This window comes from Pseudomonas danubii (genome assembly GCF_042980055.1).
GTDB lineage: Bacteria > Pseudomonadota > Gammaproteobacteria > Pseudomonadales > Pseudomonadaceae > Aquipseudomonas > Aquipseudomonas danubii.
In genome coordinates, this window is sequence record NZ_CP116502.1 from 5572202 (window position 1) to 5596962 (window position 24761).

Below are 24761 nucleotides of genomic sequence, written 5' to 3' on the forward strand. Positions count from 1 at the left end.
GTTTGAAAACCAGCGGGCGCCTTGTTCGATCAGGGAGAGGTGGTGTGGACAAGAAGGGGGCCATGCCCCCTTTGGCGACGAGCCTTAGAAGTCGCGCTTGTAGAAGATGTCCAGGGAGCTGGCAAAGCCGCTGGCCGCTTCCAGGTAGACCTTCTTGCTCAGTTTGTAGCGCAAGGCAATGGTGCTGGCAGGTTCGAACACCCCGACGCCATAACGCAGGCTGAGCTTCTCGGAGATATTGCCGCTGGCCACCACGCTGGTGCTGTTGCCACTGCCCTGGGTATCGAGCTGGAAGTCCTGGATGCCCAGGTTCTTGGCAATGCCGCCGGTAAGCTCGGAACTGCCCATCAACCCCAGGCCCAGGGCGGCCTGGGCCAGCATGTTGTTGTCTTCACCGGTGGAGCTCAGCGGCCGCCCCAGTACCAGGTAGGACAAGGCCTGTTCCTGACTCATGGCCGGTTCGGAGAAGATCTGCGTCGCCGGTTGCTCGGCGCTGCCACTGAGGCGGATGCCGGCAATCACGTCGTCGGTCTGGCGCACTGCCTCGATATCCAGGTACGGCTGGTCGATGGGGCCGGCAAACAGCAACCGTGCACGACGCACCGTCAGGCGCTGGCCATAGGCCCGGTAACGACCGTCGTTGAGCCACAGCTCGCCGCGGGTATCCATGTTGTCGCCAATGTGCACATGCCCCCGCAGGTTGGCGGTAAGGCCGAACCCGGCAAAGCTGAGCTTGTCCTGGCCCACTTCCACATCGATGTTCATCGCCATGGCCATGGGCTTCTTACCCTCGTCGGTCTGCTGGCCGACGATGACCGTGTCATCGGAAACCTTGACCGTCGAGGGCGGCAATTCGCGTACGGTGATCTGCCCCTTGGGGATCAGCACCTTGCCGTCGATTGCCAGCTTGTCGTCTTGCAGTGAGATCTTCAGGTCCGGAGCCATTTCCAGCGCGGCATAGGGCTCGACAGTGACGGGCAACTGCGTGCCCTTGAGGCTCAGGTCCACCGCCAAGGCTCGCCCCCAGGCGATATTGCCATTGAGGTTGCCCTGCCCGGCCTTGCCGCTTTTCCAGCCGCCGTTGAGTTGCACGCTCTCGCCCATGATCTGCGCGCTCAATTGCAAGTCTTCAAGGCTGATGGGCAGCTCGGAACCGGAGACCTCACCGCCACTGAGTTGCAGATTGCCGTTGACCTGAGGCGCCAACAGCCCGCCAGACAAGCGTCCACTGCCGTTCAGGTTGCCACTGAGTTTCTCCACCATGGGCACAAACGGCCGTACCACGGACAGATCCAGACCACTGAGGCGGAACTCCCCGGACAACGGTTTGCTTTTGGGCAACGGATTGATCTGTGCCTGGACCATCAGTTCGCCCAACTTGCCGCCGTCGAACTGCAGTTGGGTATCGATGCGCCGCGGGTTGAGGCGGGTATCGAGCTTCAACGCCTGATAGGGGAAGTCCAGCCATTGGCCCTTATCCTTGACCCGCAGGGTGCCACCACTGGCATCCAGCAGGATCTGGCCTTTGGGACCGCTAGCCGGCAGGTCCAACTGTACCTCGGCATTGAGCATGCCCTTCCAGGCGAAATCCTTGGGCAGCCATTGAGCCAGGCTGTCGATGGGGAAACGCTTGAGGTGATAACGCAGCTTCGGATCGGGCATCAATCGCTGGTCTTCGCCACACAGACTGGCATCGCCGCTGGTCCAGCAATGGGCGCCAAAGTTGAGGGTGCCATTGGCCAAACGCTCCAGCTTCGCCGGGTTCTGCAGTTTCCAGTCCTGGCCGCCGGTCTGTACATCGCCACTGGCCAGGCGCCCCCGCCAGTTGCCCTGATCCAGCGCGCCATCCAGCCCCAGGGCCAGTTTCAACAGTGGGCCTTGCAGGTCCAGTTGCAGTTTCTGTTTCTTGATATCGCCCTGGCCGGCCAGGGTCAGGGTGCCAAGCTGGGTGTCTCCGGCCTGAATTCCACTGCCCTTGAGATCCACCTGGGCCTGTTGCGCGCCGTCGAGAGTCGCCCCCAGCTTGAGGCTTTGCAGGCGGTTGTCGGCAAAGGCCAGTTGCTGCCCCGAGAGGTCCACCTTGCCCTGTGGCGCCTTGAGCGTGCCTGCCAGATCTACCCGGCCATTGAGTTGCCCGCGCAACTGCGGCCATAGCTGGCCCAGACGCGGCAGCTTGATGTCCAGCTGGCCGGCGATTTTCTGCTGCAGGCTACCGGAGCCATTGATGCGGTTGTCCCCCAGGCGGATATCCAGGGCACTCAGGTTCCACTGCTCCCCTGCTCCGTCGGCCTTGGCCAGCAGCACGGCCGGCTGCCCCCGCAGGCGCCCCTTGAGGTCGAGGTCGGCTGTGACCTTGAGCTGTTCGTTCTTCATTTCCCCCTGGCTGCGCAAGGGGCCGGCCAGGGTACCGGGCAACTCGGCCAGCCAATACGCCGGGTTGATGGCCGACAGTTCCAGCGCCGTATCCCAGGCCACACCGTCGGCAAATTGCAGGTTCAGGTGCCCCTGGGCCTTGCCTTGTCCGGCCGTGAGCTGGAATTGCGGCAGGAAGATCTTGCTCAGGTCGCCGCTGAAGGGACTGCTCAAGCTGAAGGCGCCTGCCGGGCCATCCAGATCACCCTTGAAATTGCCCAGGTAGTTGCCATCCCGGTAGGCCACTTCTGCATTGAAGCTGCGCAGCGCCACGGCCGGTTCTTCGATCAATGGGTAAAGGCGATGCCAGGGAAAATCCAGCCAGGCAAGCTTGGCCTCGGCCGAAAAGCCTTGGCTCCAATCAAGCTGACCGCTGAGATTGAGGCTCTGCTTGTCGTTGGCTCGCAGGTCCAGCGTGGCGATCTGCGCGCCCTTGGCGTCGACCTTGCCTTGCAACAGCAGAGCCACCGGCCCTTGCTCCGCCGGCAGACTGGCCTTGCCGTCGAGCTGATAGCCGTTTTTCAAGTCCCCCTTGCCGGTCAGTTCCAACTGATCCAGTTGCAGGGTGTCCGGCAAGTCGGCGCTGGCCTTGAAGCCACTGGCAATGATCCGCACTTGCGCCGGTAGGTTCTCCACCAGAGGTTGCAGCTCACCGCTCAACTGCCCTTGCAGATAGCCACTGCTGTCGGCCTTGAGTTTCAGGGTCTTGAGCAGATCACCTTCGACCTTTATAGCCAGCGCCCAGGGAACACCGCCAGGAGCGGGCAAGCCGAGGCTGCCCTGAGCCGTCAGGGGCCAGTCACCACTGGGTTGCAACAGACCGGACAGGTCGAGGCTCAGGTCATCGCGCTGCAGGTGCACCGAGTCGATCTGCAAGCCCTGAGCGGTCCAGTGCGCCGCCAGTTGCAGCCCCTTGAGTTCTTCACTGCCGTTGAACAACAAGCGGCCGACCCGTACCTGTCCCAGCTCGATGGCCACGGGCAGACGCAGTTCCGGCAGGCTGATGGGCCCTGTGCTTTCTTCGGTATCGTTGCTGGGAGCGAACTGCAGACTGACCTGATCGGCCTCCAACTGCTCAATGCACAGGGTCATGCGCAACAGGCAGGCAGGAGACCAGGCAAATTTCACCGAATCGAGCTCGACCCGGCTGCCGTCCTGCTGCCAGAGCAGATGGTCTGTGCTCCATTGGCCACCCAGATGGCCCTGGAAATTGTCCAGGGTCAGCCCCGGCACCAGGCCCAGGGCCCAGCGGCTGCCGGCCTGGGTCCCCAGCACCGTGGTCAAGGCCAGAAGCGTCAGGATCACCAGCGCAAGAATCGCCAGCAGCGTTATCTTCAAGGTGCGCTTCAAAGCTCTGGCCCCATGGAAAAGTGCAAGCGAATCCCACCGTCGTCATTCATCGCGTGGGCCAGGTCGACCCGGATCGGACCTACCGGCGACACCCAGCGCAGCCCCACACCGACCCCGGTCTTGAGGTTCGGTAGCTCCAGTTTGTTGAACGAGTTGCCCTGATCGACAAAGGTCGCGATCCGCCATTTCTCGGCAATGGAGTACTGATACTCGACACTGCCAGCCACCATGTAACGCCCCCCGATGCGATCCCCTTCGGAGTTCTTCGGGGACAGGGTCTGGTAGTCGTAACCACGCACGCTCTGGTCGCCACCGGCGAAGAAGCGCAAGGACGGCGGAATGGACTTGTAACCGTTGGTGGCGCTGCCTCCAAACTGCACACGCCCCAGAAAGCGGTGATTGTCCCAGGCCGTGGTCAGGCCTTTGAGCAGGACCGTTCCGTACAACAGGTTGGTGTCGGAGCCCACGCCTTCCTTGGCCAGCTTGGTATCGAATTGAATGCGATAACCATTGTGCGGATCGATGCGATTGTCGCTACGCAGGTAGGAATAGGTCAGGCCAGGCATCAGCAGATTACTCAGGCCCGAGTCGTCCCCAAGGCGATACTCCTCACGTTGATACTTCAGCGAGACCACGCGCTGCCAGCCGCTGGGCAACTTGCTGTGCCACTCGGGGCCCACTGTGAGCAACTTACTCAGGGTATCGGTGCCGGAGATTTCTTCATTCTGATAACCACCGGCGAAGCGCAGCTTGTCGGTCAGGGGCGGGTCCAGGGGAATGTCATACCACAGGCCGACGTTCTGCCGGGGCGCCGAGACTTCGGCCTCCCAGCCATAACTGTGACCCTGTGGATTGACCCAGTGCCGGGTCCAGTTGGCCTTGACCCGGGGGCCGACGTCGGTGGAGTAGCCCAGGCCAAGCCCCATGGTCCGGGGCTTGCGGGTTTCCAGCAGGACCGCCACTGGAATCACCTCGTGCTCGGCAGCCGTGGGCGCGGCATCGACCCGCACGCCCTCGAAATAGCCGCTGGACTGTAGCGCCTGGTTGAGTTCGGCAATCAGCTCCGAGTCGTAGGGAGCACCGTTCTTGAAGGGCACCATGCGCCGCAACAGGTCTTCGTCGAACAAAGAATCCCCGGTGAAGCTGACCTTGCCCAGGGCATAACGCGGACCGCTGTCATACACCAGTTCGATGTCCGCCACCCCGGCCAGAGGGTCTACCGACAATTGCTGGCGGGTAAAACGCCCGCTGAAAAAACCGTAGCGCGAGGCCTGGTTCTGGATCAGGCGCTTGGCATCTTCGTAACGGCCATGATTGAGCACAGCGCCAGGCTTGAGCTGGTCACTGTCAGGGGTGCGGAAGGACTTGAGGGAAGCCGCCGGGCCTTCGACCCGGATCGTCACGTTGCGCAGATGCACCGGCTCGCCGGGGTCGATACGCAACAACAGGCGGGGTTTCTCGCCGCCGCGCACTTCGCTTTCGATACGGGGCTGGTAGTAGCCCAATGCCTGGGCGGCTTTCTTCGCCTGCTCCTCGGCGCCCCGGCTGAATCGCAGCAGGGCTTCTTCATCGCGATCACCGACACCGCCAATGTAACCTTCCACATTGGCTTTCAGCTCGTCATTGGCGGGCTTTACCCTGACATCCAATTCGCTCTGCGCCAGCGCCGCAAAGCTTGTGAACAACAGCAAAAAGCCGCTGGTAAATCTTCCTGGAAACTTCATAGGCGCGGATGCTATCACGAGCTTGGGGGGGCGATAGAGCGCTCAAGTGCTGGGAAAGTTCTATATCAGGCTGTTGCTCTTTGTAAGAGTTGCGGGTTCGGATGAAAGAATACGTGCTCGCGGACCGGCCCTACCGCGATCTCTCCAATCTCTTCATAACCCTGGCGTTTATAGAACTCCAGATAGCGCGGATTACCCGTATCCAGCACCACGCCCTGGGAATGCTCATCCACAGCACACCAATTGTGCACCGCCTCCAGCAGCTGTTCGCCGAAATGCTGCCCCTGGAATTGCGGGTGCACGCCTAGCAACGGCAACACATGGACCGCATCGCCGGGCAGGCAGGCCTGCACCGCCTCGTGGTACTCCAGATAGCGCCGCGTGCAACGAAACCCGGTACTGAGCACCATGCGCAGCCGCCAGGCCCAGCTTTCGGTAATGCCCAGGCGGCGTTGCGGTGGGGCGATCAGGGCAATGCCGATCAAGCGATCGTTGACCAGTAGGCCGATGGCCGGCAGGTCTTGCAGAAAATGCTGTTTCACCAGCTCACGCACCGTGGCCCGCACCCGCTGTTCATAACCGGCACGCTCGGATTCGAAAATGAAACCGAAGGTCGGCTCATGGCGATAGGCCTGGTACAGCAGCGACCGCGCTTCACGGGAATAGCCGCTGTCGAGCATATGGATATCGGCGATGGCGTTGGCGGTATCAGGCATGTCGGTCACTCTCCCCTGGGCCCGGCTCGAATGGCCGCGCTCTTGTTATTACGAACCTGGCGCGGCGCTGATCGTTCCCACGCTCAAGGACATTAGCAGCGCATTCGCGGGGCTGCCATGCTGGTCGACCCGGGCGTAGTCAGCTAGCATCGCTGTTTTGCCAGGACCGCCGACCATGAAGATCGTCTCGTTCAATATCAACGGGCTGCGCGCCCGCCCCCATCAGCTGGCGGCGCTGATCGACAAACACCAGCCGGACGTGATCGGCCTGCAGGAAACCAAGGTCGCCGACGAGCAGTTTCCCCTCGCCGACGTCCAGGCCCTGGGCTACCACGTGCACTACCACGGCCAGAAGGGCCATTACGGTGTCGCCCTGCTCTCGCGCCAGGCACCACTGGCCGTGCATAAAGGCTTCGAGGGCGATGACGAAGACGCCCAGCGGCGTTTTATCTGGGGTACTTTCGCCGATGCCAACGGCACGCCGGTGACCATCATGAACGGCTACTTCCCCCAAGGTGAAAGCCGCGACCATCCCACCAAGTTCCCGGCCAAGGAACGCTTCTACAGCGACCTGCAGCACCTGCTGGAAAATCGCTTTAGCAACGACCAGCCCCTGGTGGTCATGGGTGACGTGAATATTTCCCCGGAAGACTGCGACATCGGCATCGGCGCCGAAAATGCCAAGCGCTGGCTCAAGACCGGCAAATGCAGCTTCCTGCCGGAAGAGCGCGAGTGGATGGCACGCTTGAAGAACTGGGGTCTAGTAGACAGCTTCCGTCACCTGAACCCCGAGGTGAACGATCGCTTCAGCTGGTTCGACTACCGCAGTCGCGGCTTCGAGGACGAACCCAAGCGTGGCCTGCGCATCGATCTGATCATGGCATCCCAGGGGCTGCTGCCCCGGGTCAAGGACGCCGGCGTCGACTATGAACTGCGGGGCATGGAAAAGCCCTCTGACCATGCGCCGATCTGGCTCGAGTTGAGCTGATTCACAGGCACAAAAAAGCCCATCGCAAGATGGGCTTTTTACTACCGCTTACATGTGGACCACTTCAACCCGTTCAGTGGTGCCGGCTGCTGCGATGGCGTTGATGGCGCTCTCGAGAGTGGGCTCCGAATCGTACAAATGGCTGACCAGAATCACTTCCTTGCCGGCCTTGAGCTTGAAATAAGGTTTACCGCCCGATGAAATTTTCTTGACGTAGCGCTCAGGAGAAGCGCAGTGTGCGCGGAACAGGCCGAGAGCCGCCTCGGCACTGTCCCGGCAAGGGAATCGGTCGCTTTGAAGCATGGTCTGCGCCTCCTTTGTCTTCAGCAAGAATCTGCATGCACCACTGCCATACTGCTTCAGCTCGAACCAGGCACTCATTTGTAACTCCTTTGCTTACTACGAAATAGCAGCACAACACTGCCGAGGCATCTGCGGGGGGATGACGCGTTGGCAGTCGCCCCAATCCCCGCCAGACAAAGTTGCCAACTCTACGCAGCCTCCGAAGACTGGTCTTTAGGACAAGTCTCAAAAAATCTAGAGAAAACAGCTATTTACGATGTAGGACTTTCGCCATTTATCGCCAGAAAGTGCCGCCCGTCACATACCTGTCACCTCCCTGACTTAATCTCGCCAGCACTCTCCTCTTTCTCAATAGAAGGCCAGTGCCGCCATGCCCCGCGCTTCCACCGTCAGTGAACGAGATATCTGGTGCCGGACCATCAGCCTGTTTCTGATCGGCTTTGTTTGCTATGCCCTGCCTTGGTCGGTGTTCGCCGCCTTGCCCCTGGCGCCCGACAATGCCGCCGTGCTGCGTATCCAGGGCTCCAACACCATCGGCGCCCAGCTTGGCCCGGCGCTGGTCAAGGGCTTGCTTGAACAACAGGGTCTGCACAACGTCAGGATTGAGGGCGGTGGCAAGGACAATGAGAAACGCGTTCTAGGACAGAGCGCCCAAGGTCGGACAGTCAGAGTGGACGTTGCCGCCCACGGTTCGAGCACCGGCTTTAGCGCACTGAAAAACGCCCAGGCCGATATTGCGGCCGCCTCCCGACCGATCAAGGACAGCGAACTGGTGGAGCTGGAAAGCCTGGGAGACCTGAAAAGCCCTGGCGCCGAACAGGTCATCGCCATCGACGGGCTGGCAATCATCCTTCATCCGCGCAATCCGCTGAGCCAGCTAAGCACCGAGCAACTGGCCCGCCTGTTCAGTGGCGAGATCAAGACCTGGGAAGAGCTGGGGAGCACGGGCGGGCCGGTCCACCTGTATGCCCGGGATGATCAGTCCGGCACCTACGACACCTTCAAGGAACTGGTCCTCAGCCGTCGCGGCAAGGCGTTGAACCCGGCGGCCAAGCGTTTCGAGTCCAGCGAACAGCTGTCGGACGCGGTGAGCCGGGACCCTCAAGGCATCGGCTTCATCGGCTTGCCCTACGTACGCCAGGCCAAGGCCGTGGCGATTATCGACGGTGACTCCCAGCCCATGCCGCCCCTCAACAGCCTGATCGCTACTGAGGACTACCCACTGTCGCGGCGTCTGTACCTGTACTTGCCGCCCAATGGGCAGAACCCCTGGGCGGACGCCCTGGTGAGTTTTGCCCAGAGCGCCAAAGGCCAGGCCATCGTCGCCGCCAACGGCTTTGTCGCCCAAACCGTGCAAGCCATGCGGGTAACGCCCAGCCCACAGATGCCCAAGGCCTACCAGCAACTGAGCCGGGACGCGCAACGCCTGAGCGTGAACTTTCGCTTCGAGGAGGGCAGCGCCAATCTGGACAACAAGGCACGCCAGGACCTGAATCGCGTCCTGGATTACCTGCGCCAGCACGGCAAGATGAACCGGCACGTCACTCTGGCCGGATTCGGGGATGCCAAGAGCGACCCGGCACGCGCTGCACTGCTGTCCAAGCTGCGGGCCATGACAGTGCGCAGGGAACTGGTAAAAAACGGCGTGGTGTTTCGCGAGATCCGCGGTTTCGGCGCTGAGCTGCCAGTGGCGGCCAACAACGCCGACGAGGGCCGGATCAAGAACCGGCGCGTAGAAGTCTGGGTGTACTGAATACACAGCAACCGGCCTGCCACAGGCGTCGCCCGGCAGGCCGGCTGCATGATCATCAATGGCTGCTGCGCAGCATTTCCTTCGGCACATACTTGCCGATTTCGTACTTGCCAATGGCCGCGCGGTGTACTTCATCCGGGCCATCGGCCAGGCGCAAGGTGCGCTGCATGGCGTACATGTAGGCCAATGGGAAGTCATTGGATACCCCGGCCCCACCGTGAATCTGGATCGCCCGGTCGATCACCCGCAGGGCCACATTCGGCGCCACCACCTTGATCTGGGCAATCTCGCTCTTGGCCACTTTGTTACCCACGGTGTCCATCATGTAGGCCGCCTTGAGGGTCAGCAGCCGAGCCATGTCGATCTCCATCCGCGAGTCGGCGATCTTGTCGATATTGCCCCCCAGGCGAGCCAGCGGTTTGCCGAACGCAGTGCGATTCACCGCACGCTTGCACATCAATTCCAGCGCCCGCTCGGCCATGCCAATGGAACGCATGCAGTGGTGAATGCGGCCCGGGCCGAGGCGTCCCTGGGCAATCTCGAAACCACGCCCCTCTCCCAGCAGCACGTTCTCATAAGGTACGCGGACGTTGTCGAACAACACTTCGGCGTGACCATGCGGCGCATCGTCGTAGCCAAACACCGGCAGTGGACGGACGATCTTCACCCCGGGGGTATCCACCGGCACCAGGATCATCGAGTGCTGCTGATGACGCGGCGCATCCGGATTGCTCAGGCCCATGAAGATCAGAATCTTGCAACGCGGATCACAGGCGCCCGAGGTCCACCACTTCTTGCCGTTGATGACCCACTGATCGCCGTCGCGCACCGCGCGGGCCGCCATGTTGGTGGCGTCGGAGGAAGCCACATCCGGCTCGGTCATGGCGAACGCGGAGCGGATCTCGCCACGCAGCAGCGGCTCCAGCCAGCGCTGCTTCTGTTCTTCGCTGGCATAACGCACCAGCACTTCCATGTTGCCGGTATCCGGCGCCGAGCAGTTGAACGGCTCGGGACCCAGCAGCGATCGGCCCATGATCTCCGCCAGTGGCGCATATTCAAGGTTGGTCAGGCCGGCCCCCAGTTCCGACTCAGGCAGAAACAAATTCCACAGACCTTCAGCCTTGGCCTTGAGTTTGAGCTCTTCCATGATGGCGGTCGGCTGCCAACGATCACCTTCGGCAACCTGACGCTCGAAGACCGCTTCAGCCGGATAAACATAGGCATCCATGAACGCGGTGACGCGCTCACGCAGCTCTTGAACCTTGGGGGAATAGGCGAATTCCATGGGCAGTTCTACCTTTGTGAAGAACGGGTGTTGGGGGACTGAAATCGATGCTAGATCAGCTACGAAAATTTACCTAGCCTATTCTCGGCGTGTATTAACATTCATCACCGATATATGATCGGCTGATCCGAAAGGCCTCCGAGCCTCCCTCACAGGCCCTAACAATAAGAGTGCAGCGCCATGAATCTGAGCAAGGTCGACCTCAACCTCTTCATCGTTTTCGACGCGATCTACACCGAAGCCAACCTGACCCGCGCCGGGCAGATCGTCGGCATCACCCAACCGGCGGTGTCCAACGCACTGGCGCGTCTGCGCGAGACCTTCAATGATCCGCTGTTCGTCAGGACCGCCCAGGGCATGGTGCCCACCCCCATGGCACAGAACATCATCGGCCCGGTGCGCAATGCATTGTCACTGCTGCGGGTTTCAGTCCAGGAAAGTCGGATTTTCAACCCTCTGCAAGCGGTCAAGACCTACCGCATCAGCATGACCGACCTGACCGAGGCAGTGATCCTGCCCCCCCTGTTCCAACGCCTGCGCCGCCTGGCACCGGCGGTGATCATCGAGAGTTTCCTCTCCAAGCGCCGGGAGACCACCAAGGAACTGGCAGCCGGGCGCCTGGACTTTGCCGTGGACGCCCCCCTCAACACCGACCCCCAGGTGCGCCACGTCAAGCTCATGGAAGACCGTTACGTGTGCGCCATGCGCAAGGGGCACCCCCTGGCCGGCAAGGAAAAGTTCACCCTGGACGACTACCTGTCCCTGACCCACATCCATATTTCCAGCCGTCGCAGCGGCCTGGGCCATGTCGACCTGGCGCTGGGCAAGATGGGCATCCAGCGCAAGATCACCCTGCGCTCCCAGCACTACCTGATGGCTTCACAAGTGTTGCAACAAACCGACATGGTCATGACCGTCCCGGAACGTTTTGCCCGACGCCATGACCTGCAGGCCTTCAATCTGCCGGTCAATGATGTACCACCGGTGGAAACCCACCTCTATTGGCACGAAAGCACCGACCAGGACCCGGCTAACCGTTGGATGCGCGAACAGATGATCGAGTTGTGCCAACAGGTGACCGCCCACGAAAAGAAACTCGACCAGCAGACAGCCTGACCCCTTCGCCGGCAAGCCCTCACTGTAGGAGCCGGCTTGCCGGCGAACGGGATCGACGCGGATTGCTTGACGTATACGTAAACCTGCCTTTAGCTTAGCGCCAAGTCCCACCTTGAGCGCCTCCATGAGCAGCCAGACCTACAGCATCTCCGACCTCGCCCGCGAGCTCGACATCACCACCCGGGCCATACGCTTCTATGAAGAGCAGGGCCTGCTGGCCCCTGAGCGTCGCGGTCAGGAACGCATCTACTCCCCTCGGGACAAAGTCAGCCTGAAGCTGATCCTGCGGGGCAAGCGCATCGGCTTTTCCCTGGCCGAATGCCGTGAACTCATCGAGCTCTACGACCCCAGCAGCGGCAACCTGAAGCAGTTGCACAGCATGCTGGCGAAAATCGGCGAGCGCCGTGAGCAGCTCGAACAGCAGTTGCTCGACATCGAACAGATGAAGCTGGAACTGGACACCGCCGAAGAGCGCTGTACCCAGGCGCTGGAACAAACCATCCAGAACCAGAAAAGCACCGCACAATAATCCTTGGGACACCTGCGCCGCTCGCGCCGGCATCCGCCCTCCCTCATAGAAGGTGAACCTGAATGTCACTCCCCAGCCATGTACGCCTGATCGAAGTGGGCCCCCGCGACGGTCTGCAGAACGAAGCCCAGCCCATCAGCGTCGATGACAAGGTGCAATTGGTCGATGCCCTGACGGCGGCAGGCCTGGGCTATATAGAAGTCGGCAGTTTCGTCTCGCCCAAGTGGGTACCGCAGATGGCCGGTTCGGCCGAGGTCTTCGCCCGCATCCAGCGCAAGCCGGGGGTGGTCTACGGCGCGCTGGCGCCGAACCTGCGGGGCTTCGAAGACGCCCTGGCGGCGGGAGTCAAGGAAGTCGCGGTATTCGCCGCCGCATCGGAGTCCTTCTCCCAGCGCAACATCAACTGCTCCATCAGCGAAAGCCTGCAGCGCTTCGTGCCGATCATGGAGGCCGCCAAGCAGCATGGCGTCAGCGTGCGCGGGTATGTGTCCTGTGTGCTGGGCTGCCCTTACGAAGGTGAGGTAGCCCCGGAGCAAGTGGCCCTGGTGGCCCGTGAGCTGTACGCCATGGGCTGCTACGAAGTGTCCTTGGGCGACACCATCGGCACCGGCACCGCCGGCGCCACCCGCAGAATGTTCGAAGTGGTGAGCGCCCAGGTGCCACGGGAGAAGCTCGCCGGCCACTTCCACGACACTTATGGCCAAGCCCTGGCCAACGTCTACGCCAGTCTGCTGGAGGGCATCGCGGTGTTCGACAGTTCGATCGCCGGCCTCGGCGGCTGCCCCTATGCCAAGGGCGCTAGCGGTAACGTTGCTACCGAGGATGTGCTGTACCTGCTCAACGGCCTGGGCATACACAGCGGTATCGACATGGATCGCCTGATCGATGCTGGCCGGCAGATCTGCACGGTGCTGGGCCGCCCCAGCGGTTCTCGTGTGGCAAAGGCACGTAGCGCCGGGTGAGCCAATGTGCGGCCGGGTGTTACCGGCCGCTCTAAACGGTGGCGGGAACGAGTAACACGGAAACAGTTTGTCGATTTTATTGCGACACAGATTGTCCTACAAAAACATCAAGCTGTTGATTTTAAAGGACTTTAAAAAGTTGGCACGGCTCCTGCTATCTCTATGGCATAACAAGAATAAAAAGCAGCAAACCTAATAAAAATAAGACGTAACGACTCTGACATAACAAAAACAACACGGCAGAGACGCAGCTAACAGATTTTTTTGGAGAGGATGTGATGTGCAGGAGGGCTTGCAAGAGCCACCCGCAACCGGTCAGAGAACAATAAAACTACCCTGAGGTAGCTCCCGAACTGGTTGGATTGCCCTGGCGACACGTTAGATCAGCGCTCAAAAAAATACGTTTGCTCTTGATCCCGGATGGGGATCGCCAAAAACAGCGGTAAAGGGCCACGGTTGCCAAAAACAACAATAGACCGCCCCTCAATAATAAAAAAAGAGCACGCAACGACAAATTAAAGGGGAGCTTCGGCTCCCCTTTGTGCTTTCTGCGATTTAGCTTTTGCCTGCCCTTCTCGCCCATAAAGCGTGCACCCGTCCAGATGCACGCTCCAGCAATGCTCACACCCTGCTCACCTGCTCGCGCAACTCCTCGATGCTGATTTCGCGCATGCGGAATTTCTGGATCTTGCCGGTTACCGTCATCGGAAACTCCTCGACGAACTTGAAGTAACGCGGCGTCTTGAAGTGGGCGATGCGCTCCTTGCACCAGGCCTGCAGCTCGACTTCATTGGCGCAATGCCCGGGATGAAACTTGATCCAGGCAACGATTTCCTCACCGTACCTGGCGCAGGGAATGCCGATCACCTGTACATCGGCCACGGCAGGATGGGTGAAAAAGAACTCTTCCAGCTCCCGCGGGTAAATATTCTCGCCACCGCGGATGATCATGTCCTTGTTGCGCCCGGCAATGCACACATAACCCTGCTCGTTCATGGTGGCCAGGTCGCCGGTGTGCATCCAGCCTGCCTGATCGATGGATTCACTGGTGCCCTGGGGATTGTTCCAGTAACCGAGCATGACGCTGTAACCCCGGGTGCAGAGTTCACCGATGGTGCCTCGGGGCACCAGATTGCCGGCCTCGTCGATGATCTTGCTCTCCAGGTGCGGCTGGGTACGGCCCACGGTGGTGACCCGCAACTCCAGATCGTCGGCAGGACCGGTCTGCAACGACACCGGACTGGTCTCCGTCATGCCGTAGGCGATCTGCACCTCGCTCATGTGCATCTCGCTGATGACCCGGCGCATCACCTCGATCGGACAAGTGGCACCGGCCATGATCCCGGTACGCAGGCTCGACAGGTCGAACTCACCACGCCTGGGCTGGTCGAGCATGGCGATGAACATCGTGGGCACCCCATACAAGCCGGTAGCCCGCTCCTCGGCCACGGTACTGAGGGTCAGCAACGGGTCGAAGGCATCGTTGGGGTAGATCATGGTGGTGCCGTGGGTGATACAGCCCAGGTTGCCCATGACCATGCCGAAGCAGTGATACAGCGGCACCGGGATCACCAGCCGATCTGCCGCGGTCAGGCCCAGGCTCTCTCCCACCATGTAACCGTTATTGAGGATGTTGTAATGACTCAGGGTCGCACCCTTGGGGAAACCGGTGGTGCCGGAGGTGTACTGGATATTCACCGGCTGATCGAAATCCAGGCTGTCCTGGCGCGCCTGCAATTGCTCGGCGGTGGCTCCAGCGGCCAGGGCCGTCAGTTGCGACCAGGGCAGAAAGCCGGAGGGCGGCTGGACATCCAGGCTGATCACTCCACGCAACTCCGGCAGGCACTCACAGTGCAATTGACCGATGGATTGCTCCGCCAACTCGGGGATCAGCCCCTGCAGCATGCCGTGGTAGTCAGAGGTCTTGAAGGCTCCGGCGCAGATCAGCCACTGGCAGCCGGACTGCTTGAGCACATATTCCAGCTCGGAACTGCGATAGGCCGGGTTGATGTTCACCAGGATCGCGCCGATCTTGGCACTGGCAAATTGGGCGATGCACCACTGGGCGCAGTTGGGGGCCCAGATCCCCAGTCGATCCCCCGTCTTCAGCCCCAAGGCCAGCAGCGCCCTGGCATGCAGGTCGACTGCCTCGCGCAGTTGCTGCCAGCTGTAGCGCAACTGCTGATGACGCACCACCAGGGCTTCCCCCTGGGGATAGGCAGCGACGGTGTTGTCGAAGGCCTGACCGATGGTCAGCGCCAGCAATGGCTTGTCTTGCGTACCACGGGTGTAACTGCGATCCGGCTGGAAACCCGAGTGTTCCATGACGACCCCTATTGTCTTTATTAGTGGGTGTTCAGGAGCCTGGCCGATGGTGCGAAAAAGCCTGGCTCCAATCGAAAGCCCTGCTACTCTGGCGCAAGTTGACGTTTACGTAAAGGGCGATTGACAGCCTTCGGTCGCAGGTTTACGTTAACGTAAAGGTGAGAGCTAGACAGCGCCGCTCTCTGCAGCCCATTCCCTCAATAAAAACAAGTTTGAAGGTGCCCCGCCATGAGTTACCCGACCCTGAACTTCGCCCTCGGTGAAACCATTGACATGCTGCGCCAACAGGTCCAGGCCTTCGTCAAGGCGGAACTGGCTCCTCGGGCGGCACAGATCGATGTCGACAACCTGTTCCCCGCCGACATGTGGCGCAAGTTCGGCGACATGGGTCTCTTGGGCATTACCGTAGCGGAAGAATACGGCGGCGCCGGGCTGGGTTACCTGGCCCACGTGGTGGCCATGGAAGAGATCAGCCGCGGCTCCGCCTCGGTGGCACTGTCCTATGGTGCCCACTCCAACCTCTGCGTGAACCAGATCAACCGCAACGGCAACCATGAGCAAAAGAGCAAATACCTGCCCAAGCTGATCAGCGGCGAACACATTGGCGCCCTGGCCATGAGCGAACCCAACGCCGGCTCCGACGTGGTGTCGATGAAGCTGCGCGCCGACAAGCGCGGTGACCACTTCGTCCTCAACGGCAGCAAGACCTGGATCACCAACGGCCCCGACGCCAACACCTACGTGATCTACGCCAAGACCGACCTGGAAAAGGGCCCCCACGGCATCACCGCCTTCATCGTCGAGCGTGACTGGAAAGGCTTCAGCCGCAGCAACAAGTTCGACAAGCTGGGCATGCGCGGCTCCAACACTTGCGAGCTGTTCTTCGATGACGTGGAAGTGCCGGAGGAAAACATCCTCGGCGTGCTCAACGGCGGGGTCAAAGTGCTGATGAGCGGCCTGGACTACGAGCGCGTAGTGCTCTCCGGCGGCCCGACCGGGATCATGCAAGCCTGCATGGACCTGGTGGTGCCCTACATCCACGACCGCAAACAGTTCGGTCAGAGCATCGGCGAGTTCCAGTTGATCCAGGGCAAGATCGCCGACATGTACACCCAGCTCAACGCCAGCCGCGCCTACCTGTACGCCGTGGCCCAGGCCTGTGAGCGTGGCGAAACCACCCGCAAGGACGCCGCCGGGGTGATTCTTTACAGCGCCGAACGTGCCACCCAGATGGCCCTGGATGCGATCCAGATCCTTGGCGGCAACGGCTACATCAACGAATTTCCCGCGGGCCGCCTGCTGCGTGACGCCAAGCTCTACGAAATCGGCGCCGGCACCAGCGAAATCCGCCGCATGCTGATCGGTCGCGAACTGTTCAACGAAACCAAGTAAGAGCAGCCGCAAGTTGCGAGCTACGAGCGGCAAGCCAAAGCTGCCGTAATACCGACTTACTTTTGCAGCTTGAAGCGTGTCGCTTGAAGCTGCCGTAGGCCCTCCCATGATTCTGAAGTCTCAGCTCAACCCGAAATCCCCCGAGTTCGCGCAGAACGCGGCCAGCATGCTGGCCCAAGTCGACGCCCTGCATACCCTGCTCGCCCAGGTCCAGCAAGGCGGTGGTGCCAAGGCCCAGGAGCGCCACACTTCCCGGGGCAAACTGCTGCCGCGCGAACGTATCAACCGCCTGCTCGACCCTGGCTCACCGTTTCTTGAAGTCAGCCCCCTGGCCGCCTACGAGGTCTATGGCGAAGACGTGCCCGCCGCCGGCGTGATTGCCGGCATCGGTCGGGTAGAAGGCATCGAATGCATGATCGTGGCCAACGACGCCACGGTGAAAGGTGGCTCCTACTACCCGCTGACGGTAAAGAAACACCTGCGGGCCCAGACCATCGCCCAACAGAACCGCCTGCCCTGCATCTACCTGGTGGACTCCGGCGGCGCCAACCTGCCGCGCCAGGACGAAGTATTCCCGGACCGCGAGCACTTCGGCCGGATCTTCTTCAACCAGGCCAACATGAGCGCCCAGGGCATCCCGCAGATCGCCGTGGTCATGGGTTCCTGCACCGCCGGCGGCGCCTACGTGCCGGCCATGGCCGACGAAGCCATCATGGTTCGTGAACAGGCCACCATCTTCCTCGCCGGCCCGCCCCTGGTAAAAGCCGCCACCGGCGAGGTGGTGAGTGCCGAAGAGTTGGGCGGTGCCGACGTGCACTGCAAGATTTCCGGGGTTGCCGACCACTACGCCGACAGCGATGAACACGCCCTGGCCCTGGCCCGGCGCAGCGTGGCCAACCTCAACTGGCACAAGCAGGGCCAATTGCAGCAACGCACCCCGATTGCTCCGCTGTATGCCCGTGAAGAGCTTTACGGCGTGGTGCCGGCCGATCCCAAGCAGCCCTTCGATGTACGCGAAGTCATCAGCAGGCTGGTGGACGGCTCGTTGTTCGATGAGTTCAAGGCCCTGTTCGGCACCACCCTGGTCTGCGGTTTCGCTCACCTGCATGGCTACCCTATCGCCATCCTCGCCAACAACGGCATCCTCTTCGCCGAAGCCGCGCAAAAAGGCGCGCACTTCATCGAACTGGCCTGCCAGCGCGGGATTCCCCTGCTGTTCCTGCAGAACATCACCGGCTTCATGGTGGGCCAGAAATACGAGGCTGGCGGCATCGCCAAGCACGGCGCCAAGCTGGTCACTGCGGTGGCCTGCGCCAAGGTGCCGAAATTTACCGTGATCATCGGCGGCAGCTTCGGGGCCGGTAACTACGGCATGTGCGGTCGCGCCTACGATCCACGCTTTCTGTGGATGTGGCCCAACGCGCGAATTGGCGTGATGGGTGCCGAACAGGCGGCCGGGGTGCTGGTACAGGTCAAGCGCGAGCAGGCGGAACGCGGCGGACACCCTTTCGACGCCGCCCAGGAAGCCGAGATCAAACAGCCGATCCTCGATCAATACGAGCACCAGGGGCACCCTTATTACTCCAGCGCCCGACTGTGGGACGACGGCGTCATCGACCCGGCACAGACCCGTGACGTCCTGGCCCTGGCCCTGTCTGCGGCCCTTAATGCCCCCATCGAACAGAGCCGCTTCGGCGTGTTCCGCATGTAATCCTGCGCGAGAAGAACATGAGCGACTTCAATACCCTGGAACTGCTGCGTGACCCTCGTGGCTTCGCCACCCTGTGGCTCAGCCGCGAAACCAAGAACAACGCCTTTAACGCCGAGATGATCCGCGAGCTGATCCTGGCCCTGGATCAGGTGCAGGGCGACCCGAGCCTGCGCTTCTTGCTGCTGCGCGGACGCGGCAAGCACTTCAGTGCCGGCGCCGACCTGGCCTGGATGCAGCAGTCCGCCGAACTCGACTACCAGACCAACCTCGACGACGCCCGGGAACTGGCGGAGTTGATGTACAACCTGGCCAAGCTGAAGATCCCGACCCTGGCCGTGGTGCAAGGCGCAGCATTTGGTGGCGCCCTGGGCCTGATCAGTTGCTGCGACTTGGCAATCGGTACCGACGATGCGCAGTTCTGCTTGTCGGAAGTCCGCATTGGCCTGGCGCCAGCGGTCATCAGTCCCTTTGTGGTCCAGGCCATTGGCGAGCGCGCCGCCCGACGTTATGCCCTCACCGCCGAGCGCTTTGGCGGCCAACGGGCACGGGAAATCGGCTTGCTGGCGGAGAGTTACCCGGCTGCCGAGCTGGAACAGCAAGTCACCCAATGGATCGACAATCTGCTGCTCAACAGCCCCCAAGCCATGCGTGCCAGCAAGGACCTGCTGCGAGAAGTGGGCAATGGCGCCGTCACCACAGCCCTGCGTCGCTACTGCGAAAATGCCATCGCGCGGATTCGGGTCAGCACCGAAGGCCAGGAAGGCCTGCGGGCCTTCCTGGAAAAACGCCCGCCCAGCTGGCAGTCCGAGACCACGACCAAGGAGTCCCGCTGATGAGCGCCCCTGTTCTAGATACTTTGCTGGTGGCCAACCGTGGCGAGATCGCCTGCCGCGTGATGCGCACCGCCAAGGCCTTGGGCCTGACCACCGTAGCCGTGCACAGCGCCACCGACCGCGATGCCCGGCACAGCCGCGAGGCAGATATCCGCGTCGACCTGGGGGGCAGCAAGGCCGCCGACAGTTACTTGCAGATCGACAAGCTGATCGCTGCGGCCAAGGCCAGCGGCGCCCAGGCCATTCACCCCGGCTACGGTTTTCTCTCGGAAAACGCCGGTTTTGCCCGAGCCATCGAAGCGGCGGGCCTGATCTTTCTCGGCCCGCCCGCCTCGGCCATTGACGCCATGGGCAGCAAGTCGGCGGCCAAGGCTCTGATGGAAACCGCCGGCGTACCTCTGGTGCCGGGTTATCACGGCGAAGCCCAGGACCTGGAAACCTTCCGCAGTGCCGCCGAGCGCATCGGCTACCCGGTGCTGCTCAAGGCCACCGCTGGCGGCGGCGGCAAGGGCATGAAAGTGGTCGAGGACGTCAGCCAGTTGGCCGAAGCCCTGGCCTCGGCCCAACGTGAAGCCCAATCATCCTTTGGCGATTCGCGGATGCTGGTGGAAAAGTACCTGCTCAAGCCCCGCCACGTGGAGATCCAGGTGTTCGCCGACCAACACGGCAACTGCCTGTACCTCAACGAGCGCGACTGCTCGATCCAGCGGCGTCACCAGAAAGTGGTCGAAGAAGCCCCCGCTCCCGGCCTCAGCCCCGAGTTGCGCAAGGCCATGGGCGAAGCCGCCGTGCGCGCGGCCCAGGCCATCGGCTACGTCGGCGCCGGCACCGTGGAGTTTCTCCTGGATGCTCGCGGCGAATTCTTCTTCATGGAAATGAATACCCGGCTGCAGGTGGAACACCCGGTTACCGAAGCCATTACCGGCCTCGATCTGGTGGCCTGGCAAATACGCGTGGCCCAGGGTGAAGCTCTGCCCATCAGCCAGGAACAGGTCCCGCTGCTGGGGCACGCCATTGAAGTGCGCTTGTATGCCGAAGATCCGGGCAACGACTTCCTTCCCGCGACCGGGCGCCTGGAGTTGTATCGCGAATCCGCCGCTGGCCCGGGCCGTCGGGTCGACAGCGGGGTCGAGGAAGGCGATAGCGTGTCGCCCTTCTACGATCCGATGCTGGGCAAGCTGATCGCCTGGGGCGAAAACCGCGAGCAGGCTCGTCTGCGCCTGCTAAGCATGCTGGACGAGTTCGCCATCGGTGGCCTGAAAACCAACCTGGCGTTCCTGCGGCGCATCATTGCCCATCCAGCGTTCGCCGAGGCGCAACTGGATACCGGATTTATCCCACGCTATCAGGAACAATTACTGCCAGCGCCCAGCGAACTCGGCGCGGACTTCTGGCAAGCGGCCGCACAGGCGTTTACACAAAGCCAGCCGGAACGGGTGCGTAGCGACGACCTGCAGTCCCCATGGTCGGCAGTCAATGGCTGGCGCAGCGCGTTACCGGCCCAGACCAGCCTGCACCTGAGCTGTGCCGGACAGGATCAGGCCATCAGCCTGGGCGCTCGCTCGCCAGCCTTCCAGTTGCAAGGTGAACACCTGTGGGTAGAGCAACAGGGGCTGCGTCGTGAACATCGCGCCATTCGCCGTGGTGACACTCTGTACCTGCACTGGCAGGGCGAGATGCACAGCGTCACGGCTTACGATCCGATTGCTGCAGCCGATGCCAGTCACAGCCACCAGGGCGGACTTACTGCGCCCATGAACGGCAGCATCGTGCGGGTGCTGGTCAGCGCCGGGCAAAGCGTCGAAGCCGGTGCGCAACTGGTGGTGCTGGAGGCGATGAAGATGGAACACAGCATCCGCGCGCCCCAGGCAGGCGTCATCAAGGCACTGTATTGCCAGGAAGGCGAAATGGTTAGTGAAGGCAGTGCGTTGGTAGAGTTGGAGTAAACCCACTAATAAGAAAGCCCCTTCCTAGCTGTAGGAAGGGGCCTTTCAAGCAAGTTAAAACTTCGCAGTAGCTTGTACGACTACACCAATAACCCGGCACTCGTCGCTGTAGAGCATCTTCGGATAGGTGGGATTGAGGGGAACCAGATAATGCTGACTGCCCTCTTTCACCCACTTACGAAAGATCGCCTCGGCATTACCGGGACACTGTACGACCACCAACTTCCCAGGTTCGGCGGTAATAGCCGGGTCCACCAGAATCAGCATATCCTGACTGATGCTCAAGCCGCTGGGCGCAATCATTGCGTCACCGACTACCACCAGCCAGAACGCCGCGCCTTGAGCCTGATAATCGGAAAGCTCATAGCGCTCCGGTACATAGGCTGACTTGCCATCTTCACGAACTTCCCCAGCAGCTCGCCAATCGCTCACCGGATAACGGAAATACGGATTGTACTTGTGCAACAGTGAAGGCTCGTTCACCAGGGGTTCGCCATCGTCACCGAGCATGGGTTTCTCGCGGACCACCAGGGCAACTTCCAGAAAGCCCATGCCGATCTCTTCAAGCACCCGATTCATGTCTTCGATCTTTGGCTGACGGCGTTTGCTCAACCAATGACCAATACCACCTTGAGACATGCCCAGACGCTCGGCGAGTTTTTCCTGTGTGACCTTGCGGCCTTTCATGTTGGCTTTGACCAACTCGATCCATTTGTCCATGGACTGAACAATACGTTGTGTATTTCCCGCCTCAACACACAACTTGTAGTATTTGAAATCTCGTCACAATTACAATACGTATTAATCTAGTTCATACCCCTCTTTCCTTTTCTCAAACAGGACGGAACACTTTATGAACGCAAGCAGCAAGGACGTGCCGGAGCTCGATACAGAGACCACATTGAATTCACTCAAGGGCAGCCACGCAGCACGACGGGCGATGGACTACTACTTGAAGCCCGCGCTAACCGGATCGGACAAGGAAGAGAAGTTTTTCGAGGTCAGGCGCAACCTCAGCAGCGAGGAAGCCATGATCCATGCATCCGATCTGCTGCGCTGTGCAGCAGCCACCGCCTATGACGCGGCCGACAATCTGCGGGGGGCCAAGCGTGACCTGGCTTTTTCCGTGGTGCACATGATCGACCTGGCCAAAGCCCTGGTGGACAAGTCCCTGGAAAGTCAGCGCTTTGAGTCCAGCTGAGGCGCCGGCAAGGAATAAACAGCGGAAACAGGAGAAATGGAAAAATATTTTCCAAAGGGCAGGGAAAAACATTTGACTTGCAAATGATAATGATTATTATTGCAAGCAGCTGATCGCGAGATCAGTCGATAGCCCAAAGGACCTTAGGTCGGACCTTTGGATTATCTCCTCATCAGGCTAATCACGGTTTTTGACCCGGCTTTTTGCCGGGTCTTTTTTTTGCCAGTTTTCTGGCTTGGCTTCAGGCTAATGAAGACGTGGATGCAGCTAAAATAATGGCGGCGATGATAGCAAAAGAATGTCCTTTTGCAAGATAGCAGCCGTGCTAAATGGCCAGGAAAGACAAAAGTAGCGCTTGAGAATCAATCGCATAGCCACTAAGCTGCTTCTGCGTCAAGGACGACGCCCCCCCTTCTATTACCCCCCTCAGTGTGTAGAGTAGCGGTCATAACAATCCTATACAGGGACCGACCATGACCGTGGGTAATCACACTTCGTTTCAAATTACTGCCGACTTCGACAGCGGCAATATCAACGTGCTGGACATCAGCAATCCGCTGCAGGCACTGCTGGCCATCCGCCCGGATACCCAGAGTCCGCACTTCCAGTGGTTTCACTTCAAGGTCAGCGGCCTGCATGTCGGCCAGGAACATTGGTTCCGCCTGACCAACGCCAGCCAGTCCTCCTACAACAAAGCCTGGACCGGCTACCAGGCCGTCGCTTCCTATGACCATGTGAACTGGTTTCGCGTACCGACGATCTTCGAAGGTGACGCCCTGCGTTTCAATCTGGAGGCCACCCAGACTCACGCCTGGTTCGCCTACTTCGAGCCCTACAGTCGCGGGCGCCACGACTGGCTGATCGATCAAGCCCTGAGCAAGGCCGACACCGAACTGCTGGCAGTGGGCAAAAGCGTCGAAGGCCGGGATATCCAGCTTCTGCGCAAGGGCAGCGGCAAGGAAGGGCAGCGCAAGATCTGGATCATTGCCCAACAGCATCCCGGCGAGCACATGGCCGAATGGTTCATGGAAGGCGTGATCGAACGCCTGCAGCACCGGGATGACCCAGAGCTCAACTCGCTGCTGGCCAAGGCCGATCTGTACCTGGTGCCCAACATGAACCCGGACGGCGCGTTCCACGGCCACCTGCGCACCAACGCCAAGGGCCAAGACCTGAATCGCGCCTGGCAGAACGCCAGCCAGGAACTGAGCCCGGAAGTGCTGTTCGTCCAGCAGCAGATGGAAAAGTACGGTGTCGACCTGTTTCTTGATGTGCACGGCGATGAAGAAATTCCTCACGTCTTCACCGCCGGCTGCGAGGGCAACCCGGGCTACACGCCACGCCTGGCGGGACTCGAAGAGCATTTTCGCAGCCACTTGAAGCGCCAGACCCGAGACTTCCAGACTACCCACGGCTACGCCCGGGACAATCCCGGAGAGGCCAACATGACCCTGGCCTGCAATGCCGTCGGGGAGAAATACGACTGCCTGGCGCTGACCCTGGAGATGCCTTTCAAGGACCACGACGATAACCCCAACCCCGTCACCGGCTGGTCCGGCAAGCGCTCCATGCAGCTGGGCAAGGATGTCATGAGCACCCTCGCCGACCTAGTGGACCACCTGCGCTGAACCCGACTGACGGCTGCGCGAGCCTGTGCGCAGTCGTCACTCATCGGCGCCAGCCGGCACCCGTCGGCAATCCTCCGGCCCCAGCAAGCGCCCATCCGCCGCACGCAGTTCCAGCGCACGTAACGGTTGCCCGGTTTCCCGGTCGACCATTCGCGAATGCGCCTCGCCCTCCTCGTAGAAAAACGCCTCGCCCCATTGGCGCAAGCCGATGATCAGGGGAAACAGCCCCTTGCCCTTTGGCGTCAGCACGTACTCCTGGTAGGCACTGCCATCCGAGGCCGGCACCACTTCAAAAACCCCGTGTTCCACCAGGGTGCGCAAACGTGCGGCAAGAATGTTCTTGGCCATGCCGAGGTTGCGCTGGAACTCGCCAAAGCGACGGATGCCGTCAAAGGCATCCCGCACAATCAGCAACGACCACCAATCACCGATGGCGTCCAGTGAGCGGGCCACCGGGCACTCGGCATCTTGCAGGCTGGTGCGTTTAACCATGCTGGGCAGTCTCCGTTCGGGCCACAGAAAAGTGGTTGCAATATAAAACCACGACCTCTACCGTACAACTGGTTTTATAACGAAACCAGATACGG

19 protein-coding genes are annotated in these 24761 nt (G+C 60.9%); 11 read left to right on the forward strand and 8 right to left on the reverse strand.

The features are described 5' to 3' along the window. Nucleotides 1–84: 84 nt before the first annotated feature. The 3 genes from PFZ56_RS25050 to PFZ56_RS25060 form a co-directional block, all read right to left on the reverse strand. Nucleotides 85–3762, reverse strand: a complete 3678-nt coding sequence (locus PFZ56_RS25050; RefSeq protein ID WP_170003883.1) for a translocation/assembly module TamB domain-containing protein — start codon at nt 3760–3762, stop codon at nt 85–87. Then, a complete protein-coding gene (locus tag PFZ56_RS25055) occupies nt 3759–5486 on the reverse strand; it encodes an autotransporter assembly complex family protein (protein WP_170003885.1) in 1728 nt (575 codons plus the stop codon). Before PFZ56_RS25055 ends, PFZ56_RS25050 begins: the two co-directional genes overlap by 4 nt. Nucleotides 5487–5551: 65 nt before the next feature. After that, nucleotides 5552–6202, reverse strand: coding sequence for an N-acetyltransferase (locus tag PFZ56_RS25060; protein ID WP_110596189.1), 651 nt, complete (start codon nt 6200–6202; stop codon nt 5552–5554). 175 nt (nt 6203–6377) lie between these two features. Between PFZ56_RS25060 and xthA the strand changes: the two genes are divergently transcribed. After that, nucleotides 6378–7190, forward strand: a complete 813-nt coding sequence (xthA, locus tag PFZ56_RS25065; protein ID WP_102881798.1) for an exodeoxyribonuclease III — start codon at nt 6378–6380, stop codon at nt 7188–7190. 48 nt (nt 7191–7238) lie between these two features. Here xthA and PFZ56_RS25070 read toward each other — a convergent pair whose 3' ends face one another. Beyond that, complete coding sequence (locus tag PFZ56_RS25070) at nt 7239–7571, reverse strand: YegP family protein (RefSeq protein ID WP_102881799.1); 333 nt, start codon at nt 7569–7571, stop codon at nt 7239–7241. Between the two features lie 292 nt (nt 7572–7863). Between PFZ56_RS25070 and PFZ56_RS25075 the strand changes: the two genes are divergently transcribed. Then, nucleotides 7864–9246, forward strand: coding sequence for a substrate-binding domain-containing protein (locus tag PFZ56_RS25075; protein WP_170003887.1), 1383 nt, complete (start codon nt 7864–7866; stop codon nt 9244–9246). Between the two features lie 55 nt (nt 9247–9301). Here PFZ56_RS25075 and PFZ56_RS25080 read toward each other — a convergent pair whose 3' ends face one another. Then, the gene (locus PFZ56_RS25080; RefSeq protein ID WP_102881801.1) at nt 9302–10531 is read right to left on the reverse strand and encodes an acyl-CoA dehydrogenase; all 1230 of its coding nucleotides are present in this window, start codon (nt 10529–10531) and stop codon (nt 9302–9304) included. Between the two features lie 180 nt (nt 10532–10711). Here PFZ56_RS25080 and PFZ56_RS25085 point away from each other — a divergent pair, with 180 nt between their 5' ends. The 3 genes from PFZ56_RS25085 to PFZ56_RS25095 all read left to right on the forward strand — a co-directional run bounded on the left by PFZ56_RS25085 (nt 10712) and on the right by PFZ56_RS25095 (nt 13138). Continuing rightward, nucleotides 10712–11647: a LysR family transcriptional regulator gene (locus PFZ56_RS25085; RefSeq protein WP_102864697.1), complete on the forward strand. Its 936-nt coding sequence runs from the start codon at nt 10712–10714 to the stop codon at nt 11645–11647. A 124-nt stretch (nt 11648–11771) separates the two neighbouring features. Next, a complete protein-coding gene (locus PFZ56_RS25090) occupies nt 11772–12176 on the forward strand; it encodes a MerR family DNA-binding transcriptional regulator (protein ID WP_102864696.1) in 405 nt (134 codons plus the stop codon). 62 nt (nt 12177–12238) lie between these two features. Continuing rightward, nucleotides 12239–13138 carry a hydroxymethylglutaryl-CoA lyase gene (locus tag PFZ56_RS25095; RefSeq protein ID WP_170003889.1) on the forward strand — a complete coding sequence of 300 codons (900 nt, stop codon included), beginning with the start codon at nt 12239–12241 and terminating at the stop codon, nt 13136–13138. Between the two features lie 621 nt (nt 13139–13759). Here the strand turns inward: PFZ56_RS25095 and PFZ56_RS25100 are convergent. Further along, complete coding sequence (locus PFZ56_RS25100) at nt 13760–15463, reverse strand: AMP-binding protein (protein ID WP_170003891.1); 1704 nt, start codon at nt 15461–15463, stop codon at nt 13760–13762. 228 nt (nt 15464–15691) lie between these two features. Here PFZ56_RS25100 and PFZ56_RS25105 point away from each other — a divergent pair, with 228 nt between their 5' ends. The 4 genes from PFZ56_RS25105 (at nt 15692) to PFZ56_RS25120 (ending at nt 21345) form a co-directional block, all read left to right on the forward strand. Then, nucleotides 15692–16855, forward strand: a complete 1164-nt coding sequence (locus PFZ56_RS25105; protein ID WP_102864693.1) for an isovaleryl-CoA dehydrogenase — start codon at nt 15692–15694, stop codon at nt 16853–16855. Between the two features lie 106 nt (nt 16856–16961). Further along, complete coding sequence (locus PFZ56_RS25110; protein WP_110596134.1) at nt 16962–18566, forward strand: carboxyl transferase domain-containing protein; 1605 nt, start codon at nt 16962–16964, stop codon at nt 18564–18566. Between the two features lie 17 nt (nt 18567–18583). Further along, the gene (locus tag PFZ56_RS25115; RefSeq protein WP_110652842.1) at nt 18584–19399 is read left to right on the forward strand and encodes a gamma-carboxygeranoyl-CoA hydratase; all 816 of its coding nucleotides are present in this window, start codon (nt 18584–18586) and stop codon (nt 19397–19399) included. After that, nucleotides 19399–21345 (forward strand): acetyl/propionyl/methylcrotonyl-CoA carboxylase subunit alpha, encoded by a 1947-nt coding sequence (locus tag PFZ56_RS25120; protein WP_102881806.1) that lies wholly within the window; start codon nt 19399–19401, stop codon nt 21343–21345. The genes PFZ56_RS25115 and PFZ56_RS25120 overlap by 1 nt, the downstream gene beginning before the upstream one ends. 54 nt (nt 21346–21399) lie before the next feature. On the opposite strand, the gene PFZ56_RS25125 is transcribed toward PFZ56_RS25120, so the two are convergent. After that, nucleotides 21400–22065, reverse strand: coding sequence for a LexA family transcriptional regulator (locus PFZ56_RS25125; RefSeq protein ID WP_102881807.1), 666 nt, complete (start codon nt 22063–22065; stop codon nt 21400–21402). Nucleotides 22066–22198: 133 nt separating this feature from the next. On the opposite strand from PFZ56_RS25125, the gene PFZ56_RS25130 reads away from it, so the two are divergent. Next, nucleotides 22199–22546, forward strand: a complete 348-nt coding sequence (locus PFZ56_RS25130; protein WP_102864688.1) for a DUF6124 family protein — start codon at nt 22199–22201, stop codon at nt 22544–22546. Between the two features lie 473 nt (nt 22547–23019). After that, the gene (locus PFZ56_RS25135; RefSeq protein ID WP_110596137.1) at nt 23020–24174 is read left to right on the forward strand and encodes a M14-type cytosolic carboxypeptidase; all 1155 of its coding nucleotides are present in this window, start codon (nt 23020–23022) and stop codon (nt 24172–24174) included. 36 nt (nt 24175–24210) lie between these two features. Here PFZ56_RS25135 and PFZ56_RS25140 read toward each other — a convergent pair whose 3' ends face one another. Further along, nucleotides 24211–24666: a helix-turn-helix domain-containing protein gene (locus PFZ56_RS25140; RefSeq protein WP_102864686.1), complete on the reverse strand. Its 456-nt coding sequence runs from the start codon at nt 24664–24666 to the stop codon at nt 24211–24213. Nucleotides 24667–24761: the final 95 nt, after the last annotated feature.